Raw genomic sequence first — 23,334 nt, forward strand, 5'->3', positions numbered from 1 at the left:
TAACCTTCTCACCCTCTAACCTTATCTTACCACAAGGCCATTACTCCTTAAAGTATTTTTTAATTCTGGGATCAATATTTCCCCATAATGAAAGACAGAAGCAGCCAAAGCAGCATCAACATTCGCTTGTTGAAAGACATCCACAAAATGCTGTTGATTACCAGCTCCACCTGACGCAATTAATGGAATCGTAATAGAATCATTGATTTTTTTCAGTAATCCATTATCAAATCCATTTTTAGTACCATCATGATCCATAGAGGTCAATAAAATCTCGCCAGCACCTCGCTCTTGAGCCTCACGAACCCATTCCTCAGTTTTTATTTCTGTTTTGATGCGTCCTCCACTTAAATGGACAAAATTTTGTCCTTCTAAATAGCGCGTATCAATTGCAACAACTACAAATTGTGCTCCAAAAGCTGCTGCCAGATCATTAATTAATTGCGGATTGCGAACAGCAGCCGAATTGATCGAAATCTTATCCGCTCCAGCATTCAATAAGATCTCGGCATCTTTCATTTCATTAATTCCACCCCCTATTGTAAATGGAATATTCACTTGACGAGCCACAGCTTTCACCAAATCAATCGTTGTTTTACGACCTTCATGAGTAGCTGCAATATCTAAAAAGACTAATTCATCTGCTCCTTGCTCAGAATATTGCCAAGCCAGTTCAACAGGGTCACCAGCATCGCGTAAGTCAACAAAATTGACTCCCTTTACTGTACGCCCATCTTTAACATCGAGGCAAGGAATTATGCGTTTAGCTAACATCCTTAGAAGTTAATTAACGATTTCAGATTCCAATCTTTGATTTCTTCAATGGTAATTCTATTTTCATATATCGCTTTTCCAACGACAACAGATTCCATAGACCCTAATGCCTTTAAATTGCTGATATCTTCCATAGAACTGATACCTCCAGATCCAATTAATTTGATAATTGGGGAGTGATCTAATAATTTCTTATATAACTCAACTCCTGCACCACCTAATTTGCCATCCTTACTAATATCAGTACATAAGAATCGGTAAAAGCCTAATGCAAGACACTTATCGATATACTCAATTAATTTGATCGGTGATGACTCTAACCAACCTGAATATTTAATCACCTCGTCCAATACATCAATTGCGATCACAATATGATCGGCATATTTTACTTTGCCTTCGTTCAAGGTGCTCAACTCTTCCAAAAATGATGGATTAGTAATCGCTTGTGTACCCACAATAACTCGGTAGATACCAGCATCAACTAATTCCTTAACTTTTTCAATACTGCGAACACCGCCACCGTATTGAATCTTCATCTCTGTTTTTTGGATGATGTCAAATAAATATTCCTGATTACTAAAATCACCTTTTGCACCATTAAGATCAATGATATGTACCAATTCAGTACCATTTGCATGATACTTCTCGATCTGCTCTTCTAAACTGATTTCATAAGTAGTCACGTCATCGTAGTTTCCTTCTCTCAAACGAACAACTTTCTTATCTAATACGTCAATAGCGGGTATAATATACATTGTAAACTTTTTTTATTTGCTAACTTAATTTTGAAAAATTTAATAATAACTGCTCACCTGCTTTTCCAGATTTTTCAGGGTGGAATTGTACACCGTAAAAATTGTCCTTGGATATTGCAGCCGAAAAGGGTAATCCATATGCACACATCGCAGCAGTATATGCTGTATCATATTCAATGAAATAGGAATGCACAAAGTAAAAATAAGCATTATCTTCTATATTGCTGAATAATGGATTGTCATTTCTAATCGATACGCTATTCCATCCCATATGCGGAACTTTCTCCTTGATTTTTTGATCAAAGTGTAAAGTCTTTAAAGGAATAATGGATAGTAGATCTGCATTTCCTTCCTCTGAAAAATCGGTCAATAATTGCATACCAACACAAATACCTAATACTGGTTTTTGAATCGTATGTATACATTCAGCCAATCCAGAAGCTTGTAACTTTTGCATAGCTGCTCCTGCATGCCCTACTCCAGGAATGATGATGCGGTCGTACTGATCTAACTCTTCTTCCCGATTAACCATACCATAAGTAAGCCCCACACGTTCTAAAGCTGCTGTCAATGAAAAAATATTACCAGCTCCGTAATTTATAATTCCTATCATTTTTATCGTTTTTAGAGTGGATTGATTAGACTCAAATCCATCAGCTCTCCCCACTTTCTATAAAACTCCTTTAGTACTCGGAAGCTCCATATTGTCAGCATCACGTCGTACAGCTTTCTTTATTGATTTGGCAAAAGCCTTAAAGATCGCTTCAATTTTATGATGCTCATTGTCACCTTCAGCTTTAATATTCAAGTTTGACTTGGAAGCATCGGAGAACGATTTGAAAAAATGGAAAAACATCTCTGTCGGCATATCACCAATTTTCTCCCGCTTGAACGCTGCATCCCAAACAATCCAGTTACGTCCACCAAAATCCAATGCAACTTGTGCTAGGCAATCATCCATCGGCAAAGTGTAGGAATAACGCTCAATACCACGTTTATCACCCAATACCTTTAAAAATATTTCACCTAGAGCTATACCCGTATCTTCTATCGTATGATGTTCATCAATATGTAGATCTCCTTTTGCTTTAACGGTCAAGTCGATCGCACCATGTCGTGCTATTTGATCTAACATATGATCAAAAAAAGGTAATCCCGTTTCTATATCAGCTTTTCCTGAACCATCTAAATTCAATTTGATATAAATATCAGTTTCATTCGTTTTACGATGATGTTCTCCAGTACGTGTACCCAATTTCAGATATTCATAGATAGACTTCCAATCGGTTGTCTCCAAACCTACTGTTTCGCTATCGATCAGTACATTTTCTAAAATACCTAGGTCATCATTATTACGCAACCAAATAGCTTTGGCTCCCAAATTTTGAGCCAATTTCACATCATTTACACGATCTCCGATAACAAAAGACTGCGCTAAATTATATTGTGAAGGATCAAAATAATCCAATAACATACCAATGCCAGGTTTACGTGTTGCCGCATTTTCATGTGGAAATGTACGGTCGATATGCTCATTTGAAAAAACAACTCCTTCTGCTGCAAAAGTGTCTATGATAAATTGATGGACAGGCCAAAAATTTTCCTCTGGATGTACATCAGTACCTAGACCATCTTGATTGGATACTAATACGAAGTCGAAATCTAATTCTTTCGCGATACGTGGAAGGTATTGCAATGCACCTGGGTAAAATTTAAGTTTAGCAAAAGAATCAATTTGTTGATCCTCTGGTTCCAAAATTAAAGTACCATCGCGGTCGATAAACAATACACGTTTGAGCTGATTAGGCATTTTTTAAATATTGATTGTGGTTAATTTTTCTAATAATATTTGATTTTCTTCTGGTGTACCGATTGTAATGCGCAGACATCCTTCACAGAGTTCTACCTTCGAACGGTCACGAACGATAATACCTTGATCCACCAAATGCGTATACACACCTCTTGGATCATTCATTTTTACTAAGACAAAGTTTGCATCTGAAGGCGTAATATGTTGCACCATTTCCAATTGTTGCAATGCTTGCACCAATTTCTCCCGTTCTTCTACAGTTTGCTTAATCCAGCTGTTGACTTGATCGACATTTTCTAATGCTTCTAGGACGATATCTTGAGTCGCTTGATTGATGTTATAAGGTGGTTTTATTTTATTGAACACAGCAATAATTTCAACACTGGCAAAAGCCATCCCTAACCGCAAAGCAGCTAATCCCCAAGCTTTTGAAAGGGTTTGCAAAACTACCAAATTTTCATATTCAGCTAATTCTTGAGTAAATGATTTTGTTTGCGAGAAATTGATATAAGCTTCGTCTACGACGACCAAACCATCAAAATTATTCAAGATGGTTTCAATATCATGACGGTTGATACTATTTCCCGTAGGATTATTTGGTGAACAAATAAAAATCAATTTGGTATGCTCATCAACTGCTTCTGCTATGGCCGGAAGATCTAATTGATAATCACGTGTCAAATTGATCTTGCGAAAGGCAACATCGTTAATGTTGGCTGATACTTCATACATACCGTATGTTGGTGGCACCAAAATCACATTATCGACCCCAGGATTACAAAATGCACGAAACAGGATATCGATGGCTTCATCGCTTCCATTACCTAAAAACATATTGGCTGCAGGAACACCTTTGATCTGTGACAACTTATGCTTTACTTGATGTTGAAGAGGATCAGGATAACGGTTGTAGTTATGCGCTAAAGGAGAACCAAAAGCGTTTTCATTGGCATCGATTAATATCGACGCTTCCCCCTTGAATTCATCTCTAGCAGAAGAATAAGGTACGAGATTTTTAATATTTTCCCGTAATAGTTTCGTTAAGTTGAATGGAGTATCCATTAATTTATTAAATTTTAAATCGTAAACTTAGATAAATTTGCTTAGATACACAATCCTATTTTGCGCATCCAAGTAAAATTATTCGTTAGCATATCTATTTAATATGTCTTCTTGTATGTTCTGTAATGATGATATTTCCCTAGGCTTTTGAGATTTTTCATGGATCGAAAATCTACAAATATCATTTATACGCTGAACCATTTTCCTTCTTGAGATAGCATAGTATCTGGGAAAATGGACTGCGCTTCCAATAATAAGGGTTGTAGATCTTTATATCGTGCAGAATAATGTCCTAGCAACAATTTATGGGCATGAGTTTCTTTTGCGATTTCTCCTGCCTCCAAAGCTGTAGTATGAAAGGTTTCTTTTGCACGATCAACCATTTCATGGAGAAAGGTAGATTCGTGATAAATCAATGTCGCATACTGAATATAAGGCAGGTAGTTGGCTGTACGAACAGTGTCAGAACAATATACATAACTTCTGGATAATGGTGCTGGTAAAGTAAAAGCATCAGCTTTGAATACCTGTCCATCTTCACGGACATAGTCTACCCCATTTTTTAACAGTTGATAATAGGCTACCGGTATTTTTGCTTTTTCGATTTCGTCTACCAGAAGGTGCCTCGAACGTGGTCCTTCATCAAAACGAAATCCCGTACATGCAATACGGTGGGTCAACGGAAAAGTGCTTACTTTGATGGATCGATTTTCAAAAATCACCTGTGGTTCTTCAGCAGAAGTTTCATGAAAGATTAAATCGTAACGCAGTATGGTTTCCGAATATTTGAACTGGACGGCTAGTATCTCATCTAAACCTTTTGGTCCGTATAGATGTAGATTACTCTTACGCCCTATCAAGTGCATGGAGGACAATAGCCCGACTAAACCGAGATAATGATCTCCATGCAAGTGACTGATAAAAATATGATTAATCTTATTGCTTTTAATTCCATAGCGAGTCAGTTGCATCTGAGTACCCTCACCACAATCAACTAAAAACAATTGTTCATTGAAGTTTATCACTTGACTCGTTGGATGCCTATCGTACATAGGCGTGGCCGAGCTGTTTCCTAAAATCAAAACTTCAAAACGCATATTATTTTTCTTTCTCGCCTCTATAATCCAATTCTAGCTCATGTGCAAAAACACGATCTTCGGCATCCTTAACCGAATTAACAAGGATAAATTTGGTTTGCAAATGCGACATTTCCAGCACATCAAGAACTTCTGAATCTAAATTTGCAAGAATAAAAAGTCCACCACTTGAATCACAAAGACGATTCGCCAATAGCGCCAAACGAATACTGCTTTCGTCTATTTTTCGCACATTGGATAGATCTAAAATGATATTACGCTGACCAACCGTATTTCTCAGCAAAAACTCACCCTTCAACTTCACCGCTTTCTCTGCATCTAAGTTATCACAAAGAGGTTCTATCACAATATAACGGTCATGCTTATCAATCGTATATTTCATAATTTAGATTCTTTCAATTAATACTTCAATTCTTTTAAAGCCTGTGAAACATGACGTTCAACACGGTTTAAAACGTCTTCCTGATCTGGATAGACAAACTTCTCGCCCACAATATGCTCATAAAGTTCGATATATCGCTCAGAAATTGATTTTATTATTTCATCAGTCATTTCTGGCACTTGTTGTCCATCCTTACCCTGAAATCCATTTTCAATTAACCACTTACGAACAAACTCTTTGGACAACTGCTTTTGTGGCTCACCACTTGCCTGACGTTCAGCATAACCTTCCGCATAAAAATAACGCGACGAATCAGGCGTATGAATTTCATCAATCAAGATGATTTCGCCATCTTTTTTTCCAAATTCATATTTCGTATCGACTAAGATCAACCCTCTTTCTGCAGCGATCTCTGTACCACGTTGAAACAATGCTTTTGTATATTTTTCCAACTGGATATAATCAGCTTCGCTTACGATTCCCTGAGCTAAAATAGCTGTTCTTGAAATATCCTCATCATGACCCACTGCCGCTTTGGTAGTCGGTGTGATAATAGGTTCAGGCAATTTATCGTTTTCTTTGAGTCCTTCTGGCAATGTTTCACCACATACCGAACGCTTACCTGCACTATACTCACGCCATGCATGACCAGATAAATAACCACGGATCACCATCTCTACTTTGAAAGGCTCACACATTTTACCAATAGTCACACTTGGATCTGGAACAGAAACTACCCAATTTGGGATAATATCTTCAGTTGCTTTCAAAAATTTAGCTGCAATTTGGTTCAAGACCTGACCCTTGTAGGGAATAGGCTTGGGCAACACGACATCAAATGCCGATATACGGTCGGAAGCAACCATCGCCAAATATTTATGTGCAATGGTATACACATCACGTACTTTACCTCTATAAAAAGCGGTTTGATCTTCGAAATTAAAATTTGTTTCTTGTATTGCGTTCATATTATGAGTAGATAGTCTTTCACTATCTCATTTTTATTATTGACTATTAAATATCTCCGTATGCTTCTAAAATACGTTTTACCAATTTATGACGTACGACATCTGCCCCACTTAAATGCACAATATCGATTCCTTCAATATTATCCAGCAACCGAACGGCTGTCGCCAATCCTGATTGGTTTTTTCTTGGTAAATCGATTTGTGTTACATCACCTGTCACAATGAATTTTGCAGTGGGCCCCATTCGGGTCAAAAACATTTTAAGCTGCATATCTGTCGCATTTTGAGCCTCATCCAATATCACAAAACAGTTATCCAAAGTACGACCCCGCATAAATGCCAATGGAGCAACTTCAATCGTCCTGTTTTCCAGATATCCTTTTAATTTTTCAGGAGGAATCATATCATCAAGTGCATCATACAATGGACGAAGATAGGGATCCACTTTTTCCTTCAAATCTCCTGGTAAAAACCCTAAATTTTCACCAGCTTCTACTGCCGGACGAGTCAGGATGATGCGTTTGATCTCCTTGTTGCGCAACGCACGAACAGCTAAGGCAACAGCAGTATAAGTTTTTCCTGTACCCGCAGGACCAATAGCAAATAGAATATCGCTTTTAGAAATGCTATCCACCATCTTTCTTTGATTAGGTGTACGTGCACGAACAATAATACCATTTGGACCATATACAATAGGTTCTGCACCGATCGATGCCGCTTTTTCTGCCAGCAACTTTTCCTCTTGTTCTGCAGATCCCGAGGTTGCCTGCATCAGATTTTCCAAATCCATCAAAGAAAGTTTGTTATACTTTTCCAAGTGGCTGATAACATCGTTGAAGGAATTTTTAAAAGATTCGAGTTGTTTTTCATCCCCCAATACTTTCATCTCATTACCTCTAGCGACAATCCTCAATTTGGGATATTGCTTTTTCATATAGTCAAAGTGCTCATTTTGAGACCCCCAAAGTATCGCTAGATTGACATCATCCAATGTAATTTGTAATTCGTTCAAATCATTCAATTTAAGGTGAATTATTTCCGTAATGGTAACATCCCAACGACCATCAACCAATATTCAAAAATACAGTATTAATATGAATTCTGACAGCAGAATATAGAATAAAAATAAAAAAAAGAGTTCATTATTTATTTTTATATTGGTGGCTATCAAGATTAAAAACTCCGTTCTTAAATGGACGGTATCGAATATGATGAATCTATTTATTTTTATCAGAAGACATTACGTACTTTTGTATACCTTTTCTTTTTTTTGAGTTAATTTTACATTAATTTTGAGGTTTTGGTTGATAGATTAAATCCATAACAAAAAGAAATACAGGGTATATCATAAAGGGAAATAAACAAGAATGGGAGTTATTACATTAACAACAGATTTAGGACATAAAGATTTCTATCAGGCAGCATTAAAAGGCAGTTTGATATCGGAACTCCCCGATGTCCGAATTGTTGATATTACGCATGAGATACCTGCCTTCAATATTCCGAGAGCGGCATTTGTATTGGCTAACGCCTATCATTATTTCCCTAAGAAAACGGTTCATATTATCGGAATTAACACTTTATTTCATGAAGGCTCCCGTTATGTAGCGATGAAATACAACGATCATTTTTTTGTTGGTGCTGATAATGGAATATTTAGTCTGCTCTTAAACGGACAACAACCTCAGGAACTTGTTGAAATTAACTTAATTCAGGATCTTCGATACCTGCATTTCCCACTGGCAGACATCTTGACCAAATCAGCTTGTCATATTGCAAAAGGAGGTAAGTTAACCGCCATTGGCAATACAATTGACCAAACCGTAGAAAAAGTAACTTTACAACCGATATTTGACAACGACACTATTCGTGGAAATGTAGTCTATGTCGATGCTTTTGGAAATGCAATCACAAATATTTCTAAAGAACTTTTCAACCGTGTTCAAAAAGGAAGAAGCTTCACGTTATACTTTAAAAGAAGTGAAACCATCACCAATCTTTCTTGGAATTATAATGAAGTAACCGAAGGAGAGAAACTCTGCCTTTTTGGAATTAGCAATTTTCTGGAAATTGCCATGAATAAAGCCAATGCAAGTCAGCTCTTAGGTTTATTTGATGATGAATCACATATCATCCGGATCGAATTCCACAATTAGTTTCTAGACCAATAATTAAACTTTTTGACTATTCATTTGTCTTATCGAAGGTTTTAAAAATATCTTAATATGCAGTCATTAAAGCGACTTTCTATTCTTTTTCTCTTTTTAATAAGCTTATCTGCCTCTGCTCAAAATGCAGACTCCACTTCCTTTGAAGCACAACGAATGCGTGTCAATAAACTCATTGAAGACCGAAAGGTAAAATTTGGAGAATATGATATGAGTTTGGAGAAGAAAACAGGAATATTTGGACTGTTTAAATCAAAAGATGATATGCAAAAGACGATCGATATCTTAAAAAATATCGTCATCACCGATAATAATATCTTTCTTGAAACACGTAGGCTTATCAGCATCAAAGATGATGAAAAACAGAAATTCCAAAACCTAGCTTCTGAATATGACAAACAGGTTTCAGCTTATATGGCAACTATCAATAAGCTGCAAAAAGAGAATGAAAAGCTCAAAAAAGAACTCAATAACATAGATTCTGGTGATAAAAGCACAAATATTTTTCTATATATCGCCCTCGGTATCATAGCCGTACTGGGATATTTGCTTTATCAAAACCAAAAAATTACTAAAGGATGATAAGTGATTGACCTAGAGTGCTTATTTTTGCAGGTCTCAATATTAAATTGATGGTGCTATGGCAAGAGGATTTAACAGCGGAAATAAACAAGAAGAAGAACTACCAAAACCGAAACTTAATAAGGAATTATTTAAAAAAGCGGCACAAATACTTTCATATCTAAAACCTTATAGAACAAAGTTTTTGTTAGGCATGCTATTTTTAGCGCTTTCTAGTTTAGCGATGCTGACGTTCCCTGCACTTTTGGGTGCTATGATCGACGCAGCGGAAGGTAGGCAAACCTACAAATGGCTTCCTGCAAACGTATTCGAAATCGGTTCAATCGCTTTCGCAATTCTCACCTTTACTTCAATTGTTTCTTTTTTTAGAATTCGCTTATTCGTTGAAATAGCGGAGAAATCCCTAGCTTGTATACGAAGAGATTCTTACCAGAAATTAATGTCTCTTCCCATGGAGTTTTTCGCAAACAGACGCGTGGGTGAACTCAACAGCAGACTCTCTGCAGATTTGGCCCAAATACAGGATACCATGACCACAACGCTGGCTGAAATTTTAAGACAATGTATCAGTCTATCATTTGGCGTTGCTTTATTGGTTTTTGTATCTCCTAAGTTGGCTTTAATGAATCTCTGCATATTACCCATACTGGTTATTACCGCTATTGTCTTTGGTAAATTTATCCGTAATCTCTCACGTCAAGCTCAAGATAAATTAGCTGAATCAAATACCATTGTTCAAGAAACCTTACAGGGCATTAGTAATGTAAAAGCTTTTGTAAATGAATATTATGAAACCAAGAGATATGCGAATAAGCTTGACGCAGTTGTCACATTAGCAGTTAAAGGAGCTACTTATCGTGGCGCATTTGCTTCTTTTATTATCTTCTGCATATTTGGAGCAGTCATTGCCGTCATTTGGTATGGTTCGACACTTGTATTTCTAGGCGAAATGTCTGTCGGAGACTTGACGACCTATATTTTATATTCGATGTTTGTTGCTGGTTCGATGGGAAGTTTTCCAGAACTCTATGCTAACATCCAAAAAGCACTGGGATCAAGTGAACGGGTTTTGGAAATCTTAAGTGAGGAACAAGAACCGATCACGATTGATGAAACTTCTAAGGAAATCAGAAAACATTTCCATGGAGACCTTACCTTCAACAACGTATCCTTTTCTTACCCAAGTAGGCCAGATATTAAAATTTTAAAAAATATTACCTTTCATGCCAAAGCGGGACAAAAGATTGCTATCGTCGGTCCAAGTGGTATTGGAAAGTCAACCATCGCATCATTGGTGCTCCAGTTTTATAAACCGGATGGTGGTGAAATTCTATATGATGGCATGACCAGTGAAGATTACCTATTATCCGACATCCGTAACCAAGTCGCTATTGTACCCCAAGATGTTCTTTTATTTGGTGGTACTATCCGTGAAAATATTGCCTATGGCCGATTGGATGCCGAAGCAGATCATATCATTACCGCTTCAAAACGAGCTAATGCCCACGAATTTATCATGAACTTTCCAGAAGGTTATGACACATTAGTAGGTGAAAGAGGGGTTAAATTATCTGGCGGCCAACGCCAACGGATCGCCATCGCCCGTGCATTATTAAAAGACCCAGCTATTTTAATCTTAGATGAAGCAACCTCGTCACTAGATTCTGAATCAGAAAGACAAGTTCAGATGGCACTGGAAGAACTGATGAGAGGTCGCACTTCCATCATCATCGCACATCGATTGTCTACAATTGTGGACTCTGATCAAATTATGGTAATCGAAAATGGTACCGTATCAGAATCCGGTAATCATATTGAACTGATGAGCAAAGGCAGTGGACTTTACCATCATCTGTACTCCTTACAGTCAAAACAAAAGATTCAAATGTAAAAATTTGTTAATTCAGTATCCCTTTAAAACTTTTCTCTTACTCAGCTGTTTATTTGGTATCATAGTTGAATGAACTAAATGAGAAGAATATAAAATATGAGCGATATGAAAAATAAAAATGGATTAGTAGCATTTGCGTTAGTAGGTTTAGCAGCAGGTGCTGCAGCATGGTATTTATTAGGTACTGATGACGGTAAAAAACAATTAAGTCGTGCTAATGACGGTATTAAAGATCTAACTCGTTCTTTAAAAGACGTATCAAAAAGAGAAGCTAAAAGAGCACGTAAATTAGCAAATCAAGCATCTGAAGAATTACATGCTTTAAAAAACAAAGCATCAGAAAGTTTTGACTCGTTGAAAGATAAAGCTTCAGACGAATTAGATTCTTTAAAATATAAAGCAAAAGAAGCAGGTAAAGAAGCATTGAACAATACTAATGGAGCAGCGCATAAATTAGCTGATCACGTTGACGATGCTGTTGATGCAGCAAAAAGTAAAGTTGATAAAGCTTAATACTTTTTAAAATTTACTTCCTCATTGCAGTATTCACGCAGCATATTACATTTCATTTGTATCTTTGTGCTGTATGAATTTACTACAACAGGTAAAAACTTTAGTCTATAAAGATGCTATTCTAGAATGGCGATCAAAATATGCCATCAATAGCATTTTACTATATGTAATATCTACAGTATTTGTTTGCTACCAAGCATTCAAATCTGTAGATGCTACCATATGGAATGCGCTCTTTTGGATCATTATGCTATTTGCATCAGTCAATGCAATAAATAAAAGCTTTATCCAAGAAAGTCAACAGCGCCAGCTCTATTATTATTCCATCGTCAACCCTAGAGCAATCATCCTCTCCAAGATTTTCTACAATATGTGTTTAATGGCATTTTTGGCTGTTATTGCATTTTTAACTTATTCTGTAGTTTTCAGAAATCCATTAGGTGATCCTTCTTTATATTTTTTTACGGTCATCCTAGGCAGTATTAGTTTCGCTTCAGTATTCACGATGGTATCCGGTATTACTTCAAAAGCTGGAAACAATAGCACCCTAATGGCCATCTTAAGTTTTCCAGTTATTATCCCCTTACTCATTGTGTTGATTAAGCTCTCACAAAATGCCATGCAAGGAATAGATAGGACACAAAGTATCAATGAAATCGTCGTTTTAATTGCAATTAATATCATCACAATCACTGTTTCTTTATTGTTATTTCCTTACCTTTGGCGTGATTAATTGCTCAATTACAGTTTTTAAATATTCATTATAATGAGAAAAAGTTGGTGGAAAATTTTGGCAGTAGTCTTAATTTCATTAGTCATAATCGCAGGTCTACTTGCCCCTGTACCTGTCTTGCCTATTCTTCATGAAAGTATCCGAAATGTATACTTCCATGTCCCGATGTGGACCGCTATGCTTGTCCTATATTTCATCTCCGTCATCTACAGTATCAAATACCTCAATACGGGAAAGCAAGAGTATGATTTTATGGCCGTAGAGGCTGTAAACACAGGAATTACCTTTTGTTTCATGGGTCTAGCTACCGGTATGCTATGGGCAAATATAACATGGGGGGATCCTTGGCCTAACGATCCGAAATTAAACGGATCTGCCATTGCTACATTGATGTATTTGGCCTACCTAGTATTAAGAAATGCCCTTGAAGAAGAACAAAAAAGAGCAAAAATATCTGCTGTATATAATATTTTCTCCTTCCCGATCATGATCGTTTTGCTCTATATATTGCCGAAATTAACAGATTCTTTACATCCTGGAAGTGGTGGAAATTCGACTTTTGGTAATTTGGATATGAACAATCAATTAAGACCCGTATTTTACACGGCTGTTATAGGTTGGATTTTAATCGGTACTTGGATGCTCTCATTGCGCTATCGTATGCGTCTCATCGAGAGCAAACAAAATGAAATTAATTAATTTTTAAAATTTATTACACTTGATATGAAAAAGTTATCACTGTCTATCGCTTTAGTATTAATGTCAACACTGAATATATTTGCTCAAAGCGATATTGATATGGCGACGGGGCTAAGAAGTTCAGGTAAAATATATGTGGTTGTTTTGGTCATGCTCGTTCTATTTTTCGGAGTAGCCAGTTATTTATTTATCTTGGATAGAAAAATAACCAAATTGGAGAAGAAACAAGATCAAAAATAAGAGCAGCTCAAGATCTTTAAAGCAATGCTATCATATGGGAAATATGATGGCATTGTTGGTTTTAACAATTCCAATTCGAAATTAAAATAGTAATATTGTAGGTAATAAATGAAAAAGGGTATACATGATTATCAGTCAATTTAGGAAATACACACCCATTAATATCGTTCTTCTTATCCTTATCGGGTTTTTCTTATGCTTTGGCGTATTCATTCACCTCCCTGAAAAACTTACTCCAATCCTATTTGAACCTGCATTAGGAAACTTATTGGGCAAAGATGCGATCAATACCCTATCACCTCAAATGAATGTGCTCGTCACATTAGGTTTGACAATTATTCAGGCGACCATACTGAATCGTATCATCGGCCACTTCAACTTATTGGGCAAACCTAGTTTTTTGGTGGCTCTTATGTATTTGACATTAGCAAGTCTATTTTTACCGTTTCTAGTCATATCTCCTACACTCATCTGTAATTTCATTTCCGTATGGATGTTAAGCAAATTACTGAGTCTATATCGGCAGCATGATATCAAAGCGCTCATGTTTGATTTAGGTATGATCGTCGCGATTGGTAGCTTAATTTATTTCCCTTTTATCATCATGTTTCTCTTGCTCTGGATTAGTTTGATTATTTTCAGACCGTTCAATTGGCGAGAGTGGGTTTCACCCTTACTGGGATTTGCCACCATCTATTTTATTCTTGCCGTCATTTACCTTTGGTTAGGACGTATCCAGGATTTCTATAGCATCTGGCTCCCTTTGACCAAAACATTTCCAACAACAGTTGAAATGGAAATCCATGATTATTTTGTGTTGATTCCCATTCTATTCAATTTGATTCTTTTTCTATTTATTCTAAAAGATAATTTTTTCAAGAGTGTTGTACATATTCGAAAATCATTTCAGCTCTTATTTTTCATGTTAATATTAGCCTTAGGTTCATTCTATTGGAACAAGCAAATAACAGAAACACATTTTCTATTATGTGCTCCACCCTTAGCAATTTATATGGCTTACTATTTCACACATGCTAAGAAAAAGTGGGTTTTTGAAAGTGTATATACGATCATTATTTTAACAATATTGTATTTTCAATTTTTCTAAAATTTTAGGAATCAGTAGTTTAACCTTTTTTAACAAAATCAACTCTACAAGGTCGCAAAAATTAAATAGTTTTGTATGCTGAGAAGATCATCATAAATTATAAATTGGAATCGATTTTTGACCCATTTTAACGGTCTTTCGCATATATTTAGAATCTTTGAACACAAAAATTAATATATCATTTAAATAAAATATAAGTTTCGCAACTTTAATCTATAATCATGCAGAAACGCTTTTTAAGCTCCATTACAAATAAAGTACCTCAAGTGTTATTGACTTTAGGCTTATTATACAGCTCGTCAGCAGCATTTGCGCAGAAGTCGACGTCTGCATCTCCTTATTCACAGTTCGGCTTTGGCCAAATGCGTGAAGATTTACTCCCGCAACAACGCGCTATGGGTGGTTTATCAACTGCTATTCGCTATTTTGGATCAGTATACAATACCAATCCAAGCAATCCGGCTTCTTATTCTGCAGCTCAGTTCAGTACTTTCGATGCCGGATTATATGGTAACTATACACAATTGAGCAGCAGTAACAAGTCTGATAATACCGCAGATTTTGCTTTCAGTCATATAACAATGACTTTCCCGATGAAAAAAGCGGGCGGTATCAGTATGGGGCTTTTACCTTATTCTGATTTAGGATACAACTCAAATAGTGTACAAAAGTTAGATTCTATCAATTATAGAAAAGTGTTCACAGGAGAAGGTGGTATTACCAAAGCATACTTCGGTTACGGTGTTAATGTGACCAAAAACTTGAGCGTGGGTGCTAATATTTCTTATTTATTTGGAACATTAAATGATTTTAGCCGAACAGAATTCCCTTATAACTATGGAGCTCTGAATGTTCAACTTCAAGATAAACGCGAGATCCAAGGTGTTAGTTTTGATTACGGAGCACAGTACTATGCAACCATCAAAAAAGAGTATTCATTAACAATTGGTTACTCTGGATCACTTAACAATGCCATCCATGACCGCACCACATCTTATACCACGCGTATAGCACCGTCGGCGAATAGCGAAGACTCAAATATTGCATTAGATACCATTTATAGCACCGATCGCGTTAGAAGAGATCTAAACCTTCCATTGAAACATAACGTCGGGATTACATTTGCAAAAACGAACCGTTGGTTAGTAGGGGCTGAATTTAAATATGCAGATTGGTCTAAGTTTCAAGTCAGAAAAGGTGAAGCAAACTTAAAAACAAACTATGGCTTTGCTATTGGTGGACAGATCACACCAGATCCAACTTCCTTTAAATACACAAACTTAATGGATTACCGTATAGGCTTCCGTTACAATAAAACCCAATATTTTATCAACAAGCAAGATATCAATGATATGGCGATTACCTTTGGTGTGGGACTTCCATTAGCAAGAAACCCATATTCAGGAGCTTTTTCCAAAATCAATATCTCCGCAGAATTGGGACAAATGGGAACGATCAATAACAGCTTGATCAGAGAAAGATACGTAAACTTGAATGTTGGTTTCACCTTGAATGACCGTTGGTTTAGAAAGAATTCAATTGATTAATCAAGAGATAGTTATGGCAACGCATACAATTGCCTCAAAAAAGCATTATACATTGCCTCTACTGCTCCTTCTTGCAGTAGGGGCAATATTCTTTACAGCATGTGAACCCGATCTCAAGGAAGTGGATCGCATTGCAAATCTTAAAAAAGAAGAGGCTGTAGATATTTCCCGTCATGTCAATGTGATCTACAGCGATTCTACTGTCGTAAAAGCAGAGATGAGCGCACCGGAAATGCGGATCAAACATGACAGTACACAAGTCTATGAATTTCCGCAGGGAATAAAAATCATATTCTACGACAAAGATGTACGCGAGACCCAAAGGATCACCTCCGATTATGCCATTCAACATGAAGCTGCAAAGACAACAACCTTTAAAAAGAATGTTGTCGTAACAATGGCAGATGGATCCATCATCAAAACAGATGAAATCATCTACGATGAAGCAAACGAATCTTTTTACAATCACATGCCGATAACGGCTTATTTCAAAGACAATAGAGGAAATCTACAAGGCTCGTCATTCACCTCAGATAAGGATTTTAAGAAAATAAATATCCAAAATTCAACCGGAGTGATGATCGTCAAAGACAATAGTATGTTCCCTTCATTTGGTCAATAAAATCCGATCAAAACAAATTTGAATGAAATAAGTTTCGCTTAATCAGAAATTATTACTCTTTTTTTTATAAAAATTGTATCTTGCACCGCATTTAGGCATACTATTTCCTAAATAATGGTATTAACAAGTATTTAAACAATAATAAACACAATAAACAGACTATGGGATTAATGAGCTTTTTGCGCAACCGAGCTGGTTTCATATTAACAGGAGCTATGGCTGTGGCAATTCTAGCATTTTTATTAGGAGATGTTGTCAAATCTGGAACTCCGTTTTGGGCTAAAAACCAAAATCGCGTAGGAGAAATAAACGGAGAGAAAATCGATGTACAAGAATTCAACCAACAAGTTGATCAAACAGCAGAAATGTTTAAACAACAAATGGGTGGAAACTTGACTCCTCAAATGAAATCATATGCTGTACAACAGGTATGGAATCAACTGTTGCAAAAAGAAATCCTAAAAGGTGAAATCGAAAAAATCGGTTTAGAGGTTAGTAAAAATGAATTGAATGATTTAGTAACGGGTAAGAATCCTTCCAATCAAATCGTTCAAGCTTTTACAGATCCGCAAACGGGACAATTTAATCGCAACCAGCTTGTCACATTCATTTCACAAGTAAATACCTCTGGTAATGCTCAGGCTGCTCAACAATGGGAAATGTTATTAGCTGCTGTTAAAGAAGAACGTCTAAACAACAAATACACAAGTTTATTAAACAACAGTGTATACGTCACTTCTTTAGAGGCTAACGATGAATATCAACAACGCAATAAATTAGCAAATTTCAAATACGTATTATTGGATTATGCATCAGTTAAAGATAGTGAAATCAAAATCACGGATGCTGACTACCAAGCTTATTACGATGAGCATAAAAACTCATTCAAAAATCAAGAAGAAACACGCACTGTACAATATGTAGTAGTTGATGCTCGCCCAACAGCAAAAGATATCAATTTTGCAAAAGAGACGATCAACAAATTAAAAGCAGAATTAGCGACTTCTACAAACGATTCATTATTTGCTTCGATCAACTCCGATAATAAATACCCATATACTTTTGTTAAGAAAGGTCAATTAAGTCCTGCTTTAGACTCTGTTCTTTTCAATGTTCCTGCTGGAACAATTGTAGGTCCTTATGAATCTAATGGTTTATTTGAAATTGCAAAAGTTGCACAAACGACTGTAGGTCCAGATTCGGTAAAAGCAAGTCACATCCTATTGAATGCGACTGCAGAAGGCGGTGTTCAGAAAGCATTAGCAAAAGCTGACTCGATCAAAGGTTTATTGGCTAAAGGGGAGAGCTTCTCTTCACTAGCAGTTCAATTTAGTACTGACGAGGGTAGTAAAATAAATGGTGGAGAATTAGGAACTTTTGCACGTGGCCGTATGGTCCCTGTTTTTGACAATGCAGTTTTTAATGGAAAAACAGGTGATATCAAAGTAGTGGAATCACAATTTGGTGTACATATCATCAAAATCGAAAATCAAATTGGTTCTGCAAAATACGTTAAAGCGGCAATCGTAGATAAGGCGATTATCAGCGGCAAAGAAACTTTAAGCAATGCGCATAGTAAAGCCAATGCATTCTTAACAGTTGCTACAGAACAAAACTTCGCTCAAGAAGCTCAAAAATTAGGTTTAAAAGCAGCAACGGCTTCTCGTGTGTTAGCGATGGACAACACATTAGATGGTAATGAAGCTCCTAGAGAATTGATCAAATGGGCTTTCGAAGCTAAAAAAGGAGAGATCTCGGATCGCGTTTTTGAAACAGAACAATCTTATATCTTAGCACATCTTGTAGACGTTCAACCTAAAGGTGTTTTACCTTTGGCAGCTGTGAAAAAAGATATTGAGCCTGCGGTTAAAAATGCCGTAAAAGCAAAATTACTAACAGAAAAAATGAATGCTGCGTTAAGTGGAGCTGCTTCTCTTGATCAGGTAGGGCAAAAATTAGGTAAAACTCCAGTAGCTGTTGAAAATATCGTATTGGCAAATCCAGTTATCCCTGGAGTATCTTTAGAAAACAAAGTGGTAGGTACTGTATTTGGTTTACAACCAAACAAACCATCTAAAGCCATTGAAGGTGCACAAGGTGTATACGCTGTTCAAGTGAATGGCTTTGTTAACCCTGCTGCTATTCCTGATTTAAATGCTCAGAAAAAACAAATTTTAGCTGGAAAACTTCAACGTTCATGGGCTTCTATTTTCAAAGCTTTACAAGATAAATCAGAAATCACTGACAATCGCGTGAAATTCTTTTAAGATATTTTTAATTAACTTTGTAGCCGGACGAGTATATCGTCCGGCTTTTTTATTATTTGATATGGATATTCAAACTGACATTGTAAATAAAGTTGCTCAAAGTGGTATCATCACCGTTGATCTGGCAAAATTCAAACCGACAGGTGAACTTGTCGAGTATGATATCAAGGATAATCTTTTTCATGGCTTGATCTTAAAAGAGAAAGACTTTAGAGATTTTATCAAAACCCACGACTGGGCGGCCTATACAGGTAAACATGTAGCCATTACATGTTCTTCTGATGCAATCGTTCAAACTTGGGCATATATGCTATTGGCAACCAAATTAGAACCATTTGCAACAACTGTAGTATTTGGAGATCTGGATGAGTTAGAACGCATCCTATATGCCAAATCTATTGCTGAAATCGATATGACAGCATATACAGACCAACGGGTGGTCGTGAAAGGTTGTGGCGATATCAAAATTCCTGAATCTGCCTTTGTACAATTTTCTACGAGCTTGGCCAAAGTAGCTAAAAGTATCATGTATGGAGAACCCTGTTCTACCGTTCCCGTGTTTAAACGTAAATAGCGGTATTCGTAATTTCAAAATATTTTTGTATTCTTACGTATATGAAAAAGCTAGTCTCGTTAACACTCTTAGTGCTCAGTTTCTGCGGTCAGATATTTGCTCAAGAACTCCCTCATTTAAAAGAATCTGCATTTAAAGGCGGTGAAAAATTGCAATATAAGTTGAAATACGGATTTTTATCTGCAGCCACAGGTTTATTAACGGTAACAGATACTAAAAGTGGTAATGGTGCACCTGCATTCAGATTGTATGCAACAGGCAAGACAGCGGGAGCTTTTGCTTTGTACACCGTAAAAAATGAATACAATTCATATATTGATGGCAAGTCCTACCTCCCTTATTACTATACCGAAAATATAAGAGAAGGCGGATACAGACGTAATGACAAGGTAACGTTCGATCAGAAAACAAGAGCAGTAAGTGGAAACAAGGGCGACTTTAAAAGTACAGTTTCACAAACTTTTGATTTATTATCAGCCTATTATTTTGCAAGAAACTTGGATCTCTCATCTGTCAAAGCAGGAGATTCTTTTAAATTAACCTATTTCTTAAATGACGAGATTGCAACTTTAGGGATCAAATATATTGGTGTTGAAACCATAAAAACAGATTTAGGATCTTTAGAATGTCTTAAATTCAGTCCGGAGATAAAACCAGGCAGAATTTTCAAGAAAAACAGTAAGTTATATCTTTGGGTCACCAATGATGGAAACCGTATTCCGGTAAAAGCTAACGTAGACATTTTGATAGGCTCTGTAACATTAGAACTTATACAAGCCGATGGCTTGAAACATAAACTTGGCCAAAGGGCGAGTTATTCAAAATAAATAATATCATGATAGAAGTAGGAAATGTATTAGTGCACGAAGATTTGATTAACAATGATTTCGTATGCAATCTTTCCAAATGCAAAGGCATTTGCTGTATAGAAGGGGATTCTGGCGCTCCATTGAAACAAAATGAGCTGGCTATACTCGAGGAGATCTATCCAAAAGTAAAACCTTATATGACAGCTAAAGGCATAGAGGCAATAGAAGAGCAAGGGACACATGTGATCGATATGGATGGTGATTTAACCACGCCATGTGTGGATGGAAATAAAGAATGTGCGTATGTCACATGGGAAAACGGAATTACAAAATGTGCCATCGAGAAAGCCTATGAGCTAGGAGATATCAATTGGAAAAAACCAATTTCATGTCACCTCTACCCTATCCGTACGACCAACTATCCTGAATTTGATGTACTTCATTATGACAGATGGCATATTTGCAAAGACGCTTGTACATTCGGCAAAGAGCTACAGGTCCCTGTGTACAAGTTCCTTAAAGATCCATTGATCCGCGAGTATGGTGACGAATGGTACCAAAAATTAGAAAATGCCGTAGATTCATTATAATCTATTGCTTATATTTATAGACATTTAAGGAGATAACAGTGGTTTTTAACCATCTTTCATGCTGAAATTAAAAGAAATACAACGTCCCATCCTCAAGGAATTGGCAACTTTTGAAACTGAATTTAAAGCTTCAATGAAAAGTTCCATTCCTCTGTTAGATCGTATTACAGGATATATTGTAAAAACCAAAGGAAAACAGATGCGTCCAATGTTTGTTTTCTTTTCGGCAGGTCTCTGTAACGGTATAAAAGACTCAACCTATCGTGGTGCTTCATTAGTCGAATTACTGCATACCGCTTCATTAGTACATGATGACGTCGTGGACAATGCCAATGAACGTAGAGGCTTCTTTTCTGTAAATGCGCTTTGGAAAAACAAAGTATCCGTATTGGTTGGAGATTTTTTACTTTCAAAAGGATTACTACTTTCGGTAAAACATCAGGAATACGATTTGCTAAAAATTGTTTCAGAGGCTGTCGAACAAATGAGTGAAGGCGAATTATTACAGATTGAAAAAGCACGAAAACTAGATATCGAAGAGTCAATTTATTTTGAAGTCATCCGTCAAAAGACAGCCTCATTGATTGCGTCCTGTTGTGCTTGCGGAGCTTCTTCTTCTGGAGCTGATGCAGAAACAGTAAAAAAGCTCCATACTTTTGGTGAAAAAATCGGAATCGCTTTTCAGATAAAAGATGATTTATTTGATTTTGGAATAGATGATGTAGGCAAACCACTCGGTAATGATATCAAGGAGAAAAAAATGACTTTGCCGCTCATATATGCTTTGAATCAATCCGATAAATCGGAAAAAAGAAGAATTATCAATTTGGTAAAAAACCATAGTGAAGACAACAAAAAAGTAGCAGAAGTCATTGCCTTCGTAAGACAAAGTGGAGGATTGGAATATGCAACTGAAAAAATGTTGGATTACCAAAAAGATGCTTTTAAAATATTAGATGAATTTCCTGATAATCAATATAAAACAGGATTACTAGAACTTGTCAAATTTACAACTGAAAGAAAAAAATAGAAAATGAGTCACGAGATCATGTTTTTTGGAGGATTTTTAATCTTCATTATTTTAATGTTAGCGATCGATTTAGGTGTGTTTTCAAAAGGAGACAAAACTGTATCCCTAAAAAGTGCCGCCATCATGAGTTTTATCTGGGTACTCTTAGCCTTAGGATTTTACTGGGTATTACGTCACTATGGCCACGAACTGCACAATATTCATGATTTAGATCACTTACAACAAGTCATCAAAGCCCATCTACATGATGTTAAAATCATTCCTGGGGATCTAGAGGGAAGCATCGCATTATATAATAATAACCTTGCTTTAGAATTTATCACAGGCTATGTGGTCGAATATGCACTATCTGTTGATAATATCTTCGTCATGGTACTCCTATTTTCATCTTTCGGTATACCAGAGCGTTACTACCATAAAGTATTGGTATGGGGAGTTATTGGAGCCGTACTCATGCGCTTTATCTTCATTTTCCTAGGCGCTGCCTTGATAACAAAATTTGGTTGGATCTTATACATCTTCGGTGGATTCTTATTGATTACCGGCATCAAGATGTTCTTAAATAGAAATCAAGAAGATGAAGTAGATCCACAAAATCACCCTGTTGTAAAATTTGCCTCGAAATATTTTAAAGTAACACCAAAACTAGATGGAGGACACTTCTTCCACGTAGAAAACGGAGTGAAATATATGACTCCATTATTCTTGGTTTTACTGGTGATCGAATTTACAGATTTGATCTTCGCAGTAGATTCAATCCCTGCAATCTTCTCCGTGACAAAAGATGCTTACGTCGTATTTTTCTCCAATATCTTTGCGGTACTGGGTTTACGTTCTATGTTCTTCTTATTGGTCAATATCATCCACAAGTTCCATTACTTAAAGGTAGGATTAGCATTTTTATTAATATTTATCGGTTTGAAAATGTTACTTCACCATTGGCTAGTACAAATTGGTTTCTCCACATCCCATTCGTTGATCATCATCGTTAGCATTTTAGTGATTAGCGTAGTTGCATCCTTAATGTTTCCGAAGAAACAAGATCTCAAAATAGAAAATTAACAAACAACGGGGCTTTAAAAGCCCCGTTGTTTGTTCAGCACAATTTTATTA

The 23,334-nt window shown here is 36.4% G+C and carries 25 protein-coding genes; 16 read left to right on the forward strand and 9 right to left on the reverse strand.

Going from position 1 to position 23,334, the window contains the following annotated elements; translation table 11 throughout:
• Positions 1-21: 21 nt before the first annotated feature.
• From hisF to C8N37_RS19435, 9 genes are all read right to left on the reverse strand, one after another.
• Positions 22-774 carry an imidazole glycerol phosphate synthase subunit HisF gene (hisF, locus tag C8N37_RS19395; protein WP_108160479.1) on the reverse strand — a complete coding sequence of 251 codons (753 nt, stop codon included), beginning with the start codon at positions 772-774 and terminating at the stop codon, positions 22-24.
• A gap of 2 nt (positions 775-776) precedes the next feature.
• Positions 777-1,529: a 1-(5-phosphoribosyl)-5-[(5-phosphoribosylamino)methylideneamino]imidazole-4-carboxamide isomerase gene (locus C8N37_RS19400; protein ID WP_108160480.1), complete on the reverse strand. Its 753-nt coding sequence runs from the start codon at positions 1,527-1,529 to the stop codon at positions 777-779.
• Between the two features lie 19 nt (positions 1,530-1,548).
• The gene (gene hisH / locus C8N37_RS19405; RefSeq protein ID WP_108160481.1) at positions 1,549-2,142 is read right to left on the reverse strand and encodes an imidazole glycerol phosphate synthase subunit HisH; all 594 of its coding nucleotides are present in this window, start codon (positions 2,140-2,142) and stop codon (positions 1,549-1,551) included.
• Positions 2,143-2,199: 57 nt separating this feature from the next.
• On the reverse strand, positions 2,200-3,339 hold the full coding sequence (hisB, locus tag C8N37_RS19410; RefSeq protein WP_108160482.1) for a bifunctional histidinol-phosphatase/imidazoleglycerol-phosphate dehydratase HisB: 1,140 nt from the start codon (positions 3,337-3,339) through the stop codon (positions 2,200-2,202).
• Positions 3,340-3,342: 3 nt separating this feature from the next.
• On the reverse strand, positions 3,343-4,401 hold the full coding sequence (hisC, locus tag C8N37_RS19415; protein ID WP_108160483.1) for a histidinol-phosphate transaminase: 1,059 nt from the start codon (positions 4,399-4,401) through the stop codon (positions 3,343-3,345).
• 185 nt (positions 4,402-4,586) lie between these two features.
• Positions 4,587-5,498: a ribonuclease Z gene (locus C8N37_RS19420; RefSeq protein ID WP_108160484.1), complete on the reverse strand. Its 912-nt coding sequence runs from the start codon at positions 5,496-5,498 to the stop codon at positions 4,587-4,589.
• A gap of 1 nt (position 5,499) precedes the next feature.
• Entirely contained in the window at positions 5,500-5,880 is a 381-nt protein-coding gene (locus tag C8N37_RS19425; RefSeq protein ID WP_108160485.1) for an STAS domain-containing protein, read from the reverse strand.
• Between the two features lie 17 nt (positions 5,881-5,897).
• Positions 5,898-6,848, reverse strand: a complete 951-nt coding sequence (locus C8N37_RS19430) for a phosphoribosylaminoimidazolesuccinocarboxamide synthase (RefSeq protein WP_108160486.1) — start codon at positions 6,846-6,848, stop codon at positions 5,898-5,900.
• Positions 6,849-6,894: 46 nt separating this feature from the next.
• On the reverse strand, positions 6,895-7,860 hold the full coding sequence (locus C8N37_RS19435; protein WP_108160539.1) for a PhoH family protein: 966 nt from the start codon (positions 7,858-7,860) through the stop codon (positions 6,895-6,897).
• Positions 7,861-8,215: 355 nt separating this feature from the next.
• Between C8N37_RS19435 and C8N37_RS19440 the strand changes: the two genes are divergently transcribed.
• The 16 genes from C8N37_RS19440 to C8N37_RS19515 all read left to right on the forward strand — a co-directional run bounded on the left by C8N37_RS19440 (position 8,216) and on the right by C8N37_RS19515 (position 23,283).
• A complete protein-coding gene (locus C8N37_RS19440) occupies positions 8,216-9,004 on the forward strand; it encodes an SAM hydrolase/SAM-dependent halogenase family protein (protein WP_108160487.1) in 789 nt (262 codons plus the stop codon).
• Positions 9,005-9,073: 69 nt separating this feature from the next.
• Complete coding sequence (locus C8N37_RS19445) at positions 9,074-9,598, forward strand: hypothetical protein (RefSeq protein WP_108160488.1); 525 nt, start codon at positions 9,074-9,076, stop codon at positions 9,596-9,598.
• Between the two features lie 58 nt (positions 9,599-9,656).
• Complete coding sequence (locus C8N37_RS19450) at positions 9,657-11,489, forward strand: ABC transporter ATP-binding protein (protein WP_108160489.1); 1,833 nt, start codon at positions 9,657-9,659, stop codon at positions 11,487-11,489.
• A gap of 105 nt (positions 11,490-11,594) precedes the next feature.
• Positions 11,595-12,002, forward strand: a complete 408-nt coding sequence (locus C8N37_RS19455) for a hypothetical protein (protein WP_108160540.1) — start codon at positions 11,595-11,597, stop codon at positions 12,000-12,002.
• 73 nt (positions 12,003-12,075) lie between these two features.
• Positions 12,076-12,735, forward strand: a complete 660-nt coding sequence (locus tag C8N37_RS19460; protein WP_108160490.1) for a heme exporter protein CcmB — start codon at positions 12,076-12,078, stop codon at positions 12,733-12,735.
• Between the two features lie 33 nt (positions 12,736-12,768).
• A complete protein-coding gene (gene ccsA / locus C8N37_RS19465) occupies positions 12,769-13,434 on the forward strand; it encodes a cytochrome c biogenesis protein CcsA (RefSeq protein ID WP_108160491.1) in 666 nt (221 codons plus the stop codon).
• A 24-nt stretch (positions 13,435-13,458) separates the two neighbouring features.
• Positions 13,459-13,674, forward strand: a complete 216-nt coding sequence (locus C8N37_RS19470) for a CcmD family protein (protein ID WP_108160492.1) — start codon at positions 13,459-13,461, stop codon at positions 13,672-13,674.
• Positions 13,675-13,798: 124 nt separating this feature from the next.
• Positions 13,799-14,782, forward strand: a complete 984-nt coding sequence (locus C8N37_RS19475) for a DUF6427 family protein (protein WP_108160493.1) — start codon at positions 13,799-13,801, stop codon at positions 14,780-14,782.
• Between the two features lie 221 nt (positions 14,783-15,003).
• On the forward strand, positions 15,004-16,329 hold the full coding sequence (locus C8N37_RS19480) for a hypothetical protein (protein ID WP_108160494.1): 1,326 nt from the start codon (positions 15,004-15,006) through the stop codon (positions 16,327-16,329).
• A 13-nt stretch (positions 16,330-16,342) separates the two neighbouring features.
• Positions 16,343-16,951: an LPS export ABC transporter periplasmic protein LptC gene (gene lptC, locus C8N37_RS19485; RefSeq protein ID WP_108160541.1), complete on the forward strand. Its 609-nt coding sequence runs from the start codon at positions 16,343-16,345 to the stop codon at positions 16,949-16,951.
• Positions 16,952-17,112: 161 nt separating this feature from the next.
• Positions 17,113-19,218, forward strand: coding sequence for a SurA N-terminal domain-containing protein (locus C8N37_RS19490; RefSeq protein WP_108160495.1), 2,106 nt, complete (start codon positions 17,113-17,115; stop codon positions 19,216-19,218).
• A gap of 61 nt (positions 19,219-19,279) precedes the next feature.
• The gene (locus tag C8N37_RS19495; protein WP_108160496.1) at positions 19,280-19,792 is read left to right on the forward strand and encodes a DUF2480 family protein; all 513 of its coding nucleotides are present in this window, start codon (positions 19,280-19,282) and stop codon (positions 19,790-19,792) included.
• A 41-nt stretch (positions 19,793-19,833) separates the two neighbouring features.
• Positions 19,834-20,619 carry a DUF3108 domain-containing protein gene (locus tag C8N37_RS19500; RefSeq protein WP_108160497.1) on the forward strand — a complete coding sequence of 262 codons (786 nt, stop codon included), beginning with the start codon at positions 19,834-19,836 and terminating at the stop codon, positions 20,617-20,619.
• A gap of 8 nt (positions 20,620-20,627) precedes the next feature.
• Positions 20,628-21,191, forward strand: coding sequence for a DUF3109 family protein (locus tag C8N37_RS19505; protein WP_108160498.1), 564 nt, complete (start codon positions 20,628-20,630; stop codon positions 21,189-21,191).
• Between the two features lie 58 nt (positions 21,192-21,249).
• The gene (locus C8N37_RS19510) at positions 21,250-22,221 is read left to right on the forward strand and encodes a polyprenyl synthetase family protein (RefSeq protein ID WP_108160499.1); all 972 of its coding nucleotides are present in this window, start codon (positions 21,250-21,252) and stop codon (positions 22,219-22,221) included.
• A 3-nt stretch (positions 22,222-22,224) separates the two neighbouring features.
• Positions 22,225-23,283, forward strand: coding sequence for a TerC/Alx family metal homeostasis membrane protein (locus tag C8N37_RS19515; protein ID WP_108160500.1), 1,059 nt, complete (start codon positions 22,225-22,227; stop codon positions 23,281-23,283).
• Positions 23,284-23,334: the final 51 nt, after the last annotated feature.

The sequence above is a fragment of the Sphingobacterium faecium genome, from assembly GCF_003054045.1.
GTDB lineage: Bacteria > Bacteroidota > Bacteroidia > Sphingobacteriales > Sphingobacteriaceae > Sphingobacterium > Sphingobacterium faecium.

Coding starts and splice junctions, on each gene's coding strand:
- hisF (WP_108160479.1), bottom strand. CDS start 774: ATGTTAGCTAAACGCATAATTCCTTGCCTCGATGTTAAAGATGGGCGT.
- C8N37_RS19400 (WP_108160480.1), bottom strand. CDS start 1,529: ATGTATATTATACCCGCTATTGACGTATTAGATAAGAAAGTTGTTCGT.
- hisH (WP_108160481.1), bottom strand. CDS start 2,142: ATGATAGGAATTATAAATTACGGAGCTGGTAATATTTTTTCATTGACA.
- hisB (WP_108160482.1), bottom strand. CDS start 3,339: ATGCCTAATCAGCTCAAACGTGTATTGTTTATCGACCGCGATGGTACT.
- hisC (WP_108160483.1), bottom strand. CDS start 4,401: ATGGATACTCCATTCAACTTAACGAAACTATTACGGGAAAATATTAAA.
- C8N37_RS19420 (WP_108160484.1), bottom strand. CDS start 5,498: ATGCGTTTTGAAGTTTTGATTTTAGGAAACAGCTCGGCCACGCCTATG.
- C8N37_RS19425 (WP_108160485.1), bottom strand. CDS start 5,880: ATGAAATATACGATTGATAAGCATGACCGTTATATTGTGATAGAACCT.
- C8N37_RS19430 (WP_108160486.1), bottom strand. CDS start 6,848: ATGAACGCAATACAAGAAACAAATTTTAATTTCGAAGATCAAACCGCT.
- C8N37_RS19440 (WP_108160487.1), top strand. CDS start 8,216: ATGGGAGTTATTACATTAACAACAGATTTAGGACATAAAGATTTCTAT.
- C8N37_RS19445 (WP_108160488.1), top strand. CDS start 9,074: ATGCAGTCATTAAAGCGACTTTCTATTCTTTTTCTCTTTTTAATAAGC.
- C8N37_RS19450 (WP_108160489.1), top strand. CDS start 9,657: ATGGCAAGAGGATTTAACAGCGGAAATAAACAAGAAGAAGAACTACCA.
- C8N37_RS19455 (WP_108160540.1), top strand. CDS start 11,595: ATGAAAAATAAAAATGGATTAGTAGCATTTGCGTTAGTAGGTTTAGCA.
- C8N37_RS19460 (WP_108160490.1), top strand. CDS start 12,076: ATGAATTTACTACAACAGGTAAAAACTTTAGTCTATAAAGATGCTATT.
- ccsA (WP_108160491.1), top strand. CDS start 12,769: ATGAGAAAAAGTTGGTGGAAAATTTTGGCAGTAGTCTTAATTTCATTA.
- C8N37_RS19470 (WP_108160492.1), top strand. CDS start 13,459: ATGAAAAAGTTATCACTGTCTATCGCTTTAGTATTAATGTCAACACTG.
- C8N37_RS19475 (WP_108160493.1), top strand. CDS start 13,799: ATGATTATCAGTCAATTTAGGAAATACACACCCATTAATATCGTTCTT.
- C8N37_RS19480 (WP_108160494.1), top strand. CDS start 15,004: ATGCAGAAACGCTTTTTAAGCTCCATTACAAATAAAGTACCTCAAGTG.
- lptC (WP_108160541.1), top strand. CDS start 16,343: ATGGCAACGCATACAATTGCCTCAAAAAAGCATTATACATTGCCTCTA.
- C8N37_RS19490 (WP_108160495.1), top strand. CDS start 17,113: ATGGGATTAATGAGCTTTTTGCGCAACCGAGCTGGTTTCATATTAACA.
- C8N37_RS19495 (WP_108160496.1), top strand. CDS start 19,280: ATGGATATTCAAACTGACATTGTAAATAAAGTTGCTCAAAGTGGTATC.
- C8N37_RS19500 (WP_108160497.1), top strand. CDS start 19,834: ATGAAAAAGCTAGTCTCGTTAACACTCTTAGTGCTCAGTTTCTGCGGT.
- C8N37_RS19505 (WP_108160498.1), top strand. CDS start 20,628: ATGATAGAAGTAGGAAATGTATTAGTGCACGAAGATTTGATTAACAAT.
- C8N37_RS19510 (WP_108160499.1), top strand. CDS start 21,250: ATGCTGAAATTAAAAGAAATACAACGTCCCATCCTCAAGGAATTGGCA.
- C8N37_RS19515 (WP_108160500.1), top strand. CDS start 22,225: ATGAGTCACGAGATCATGTTTTTTGGAGGATTTTTAATCTTCATTATT.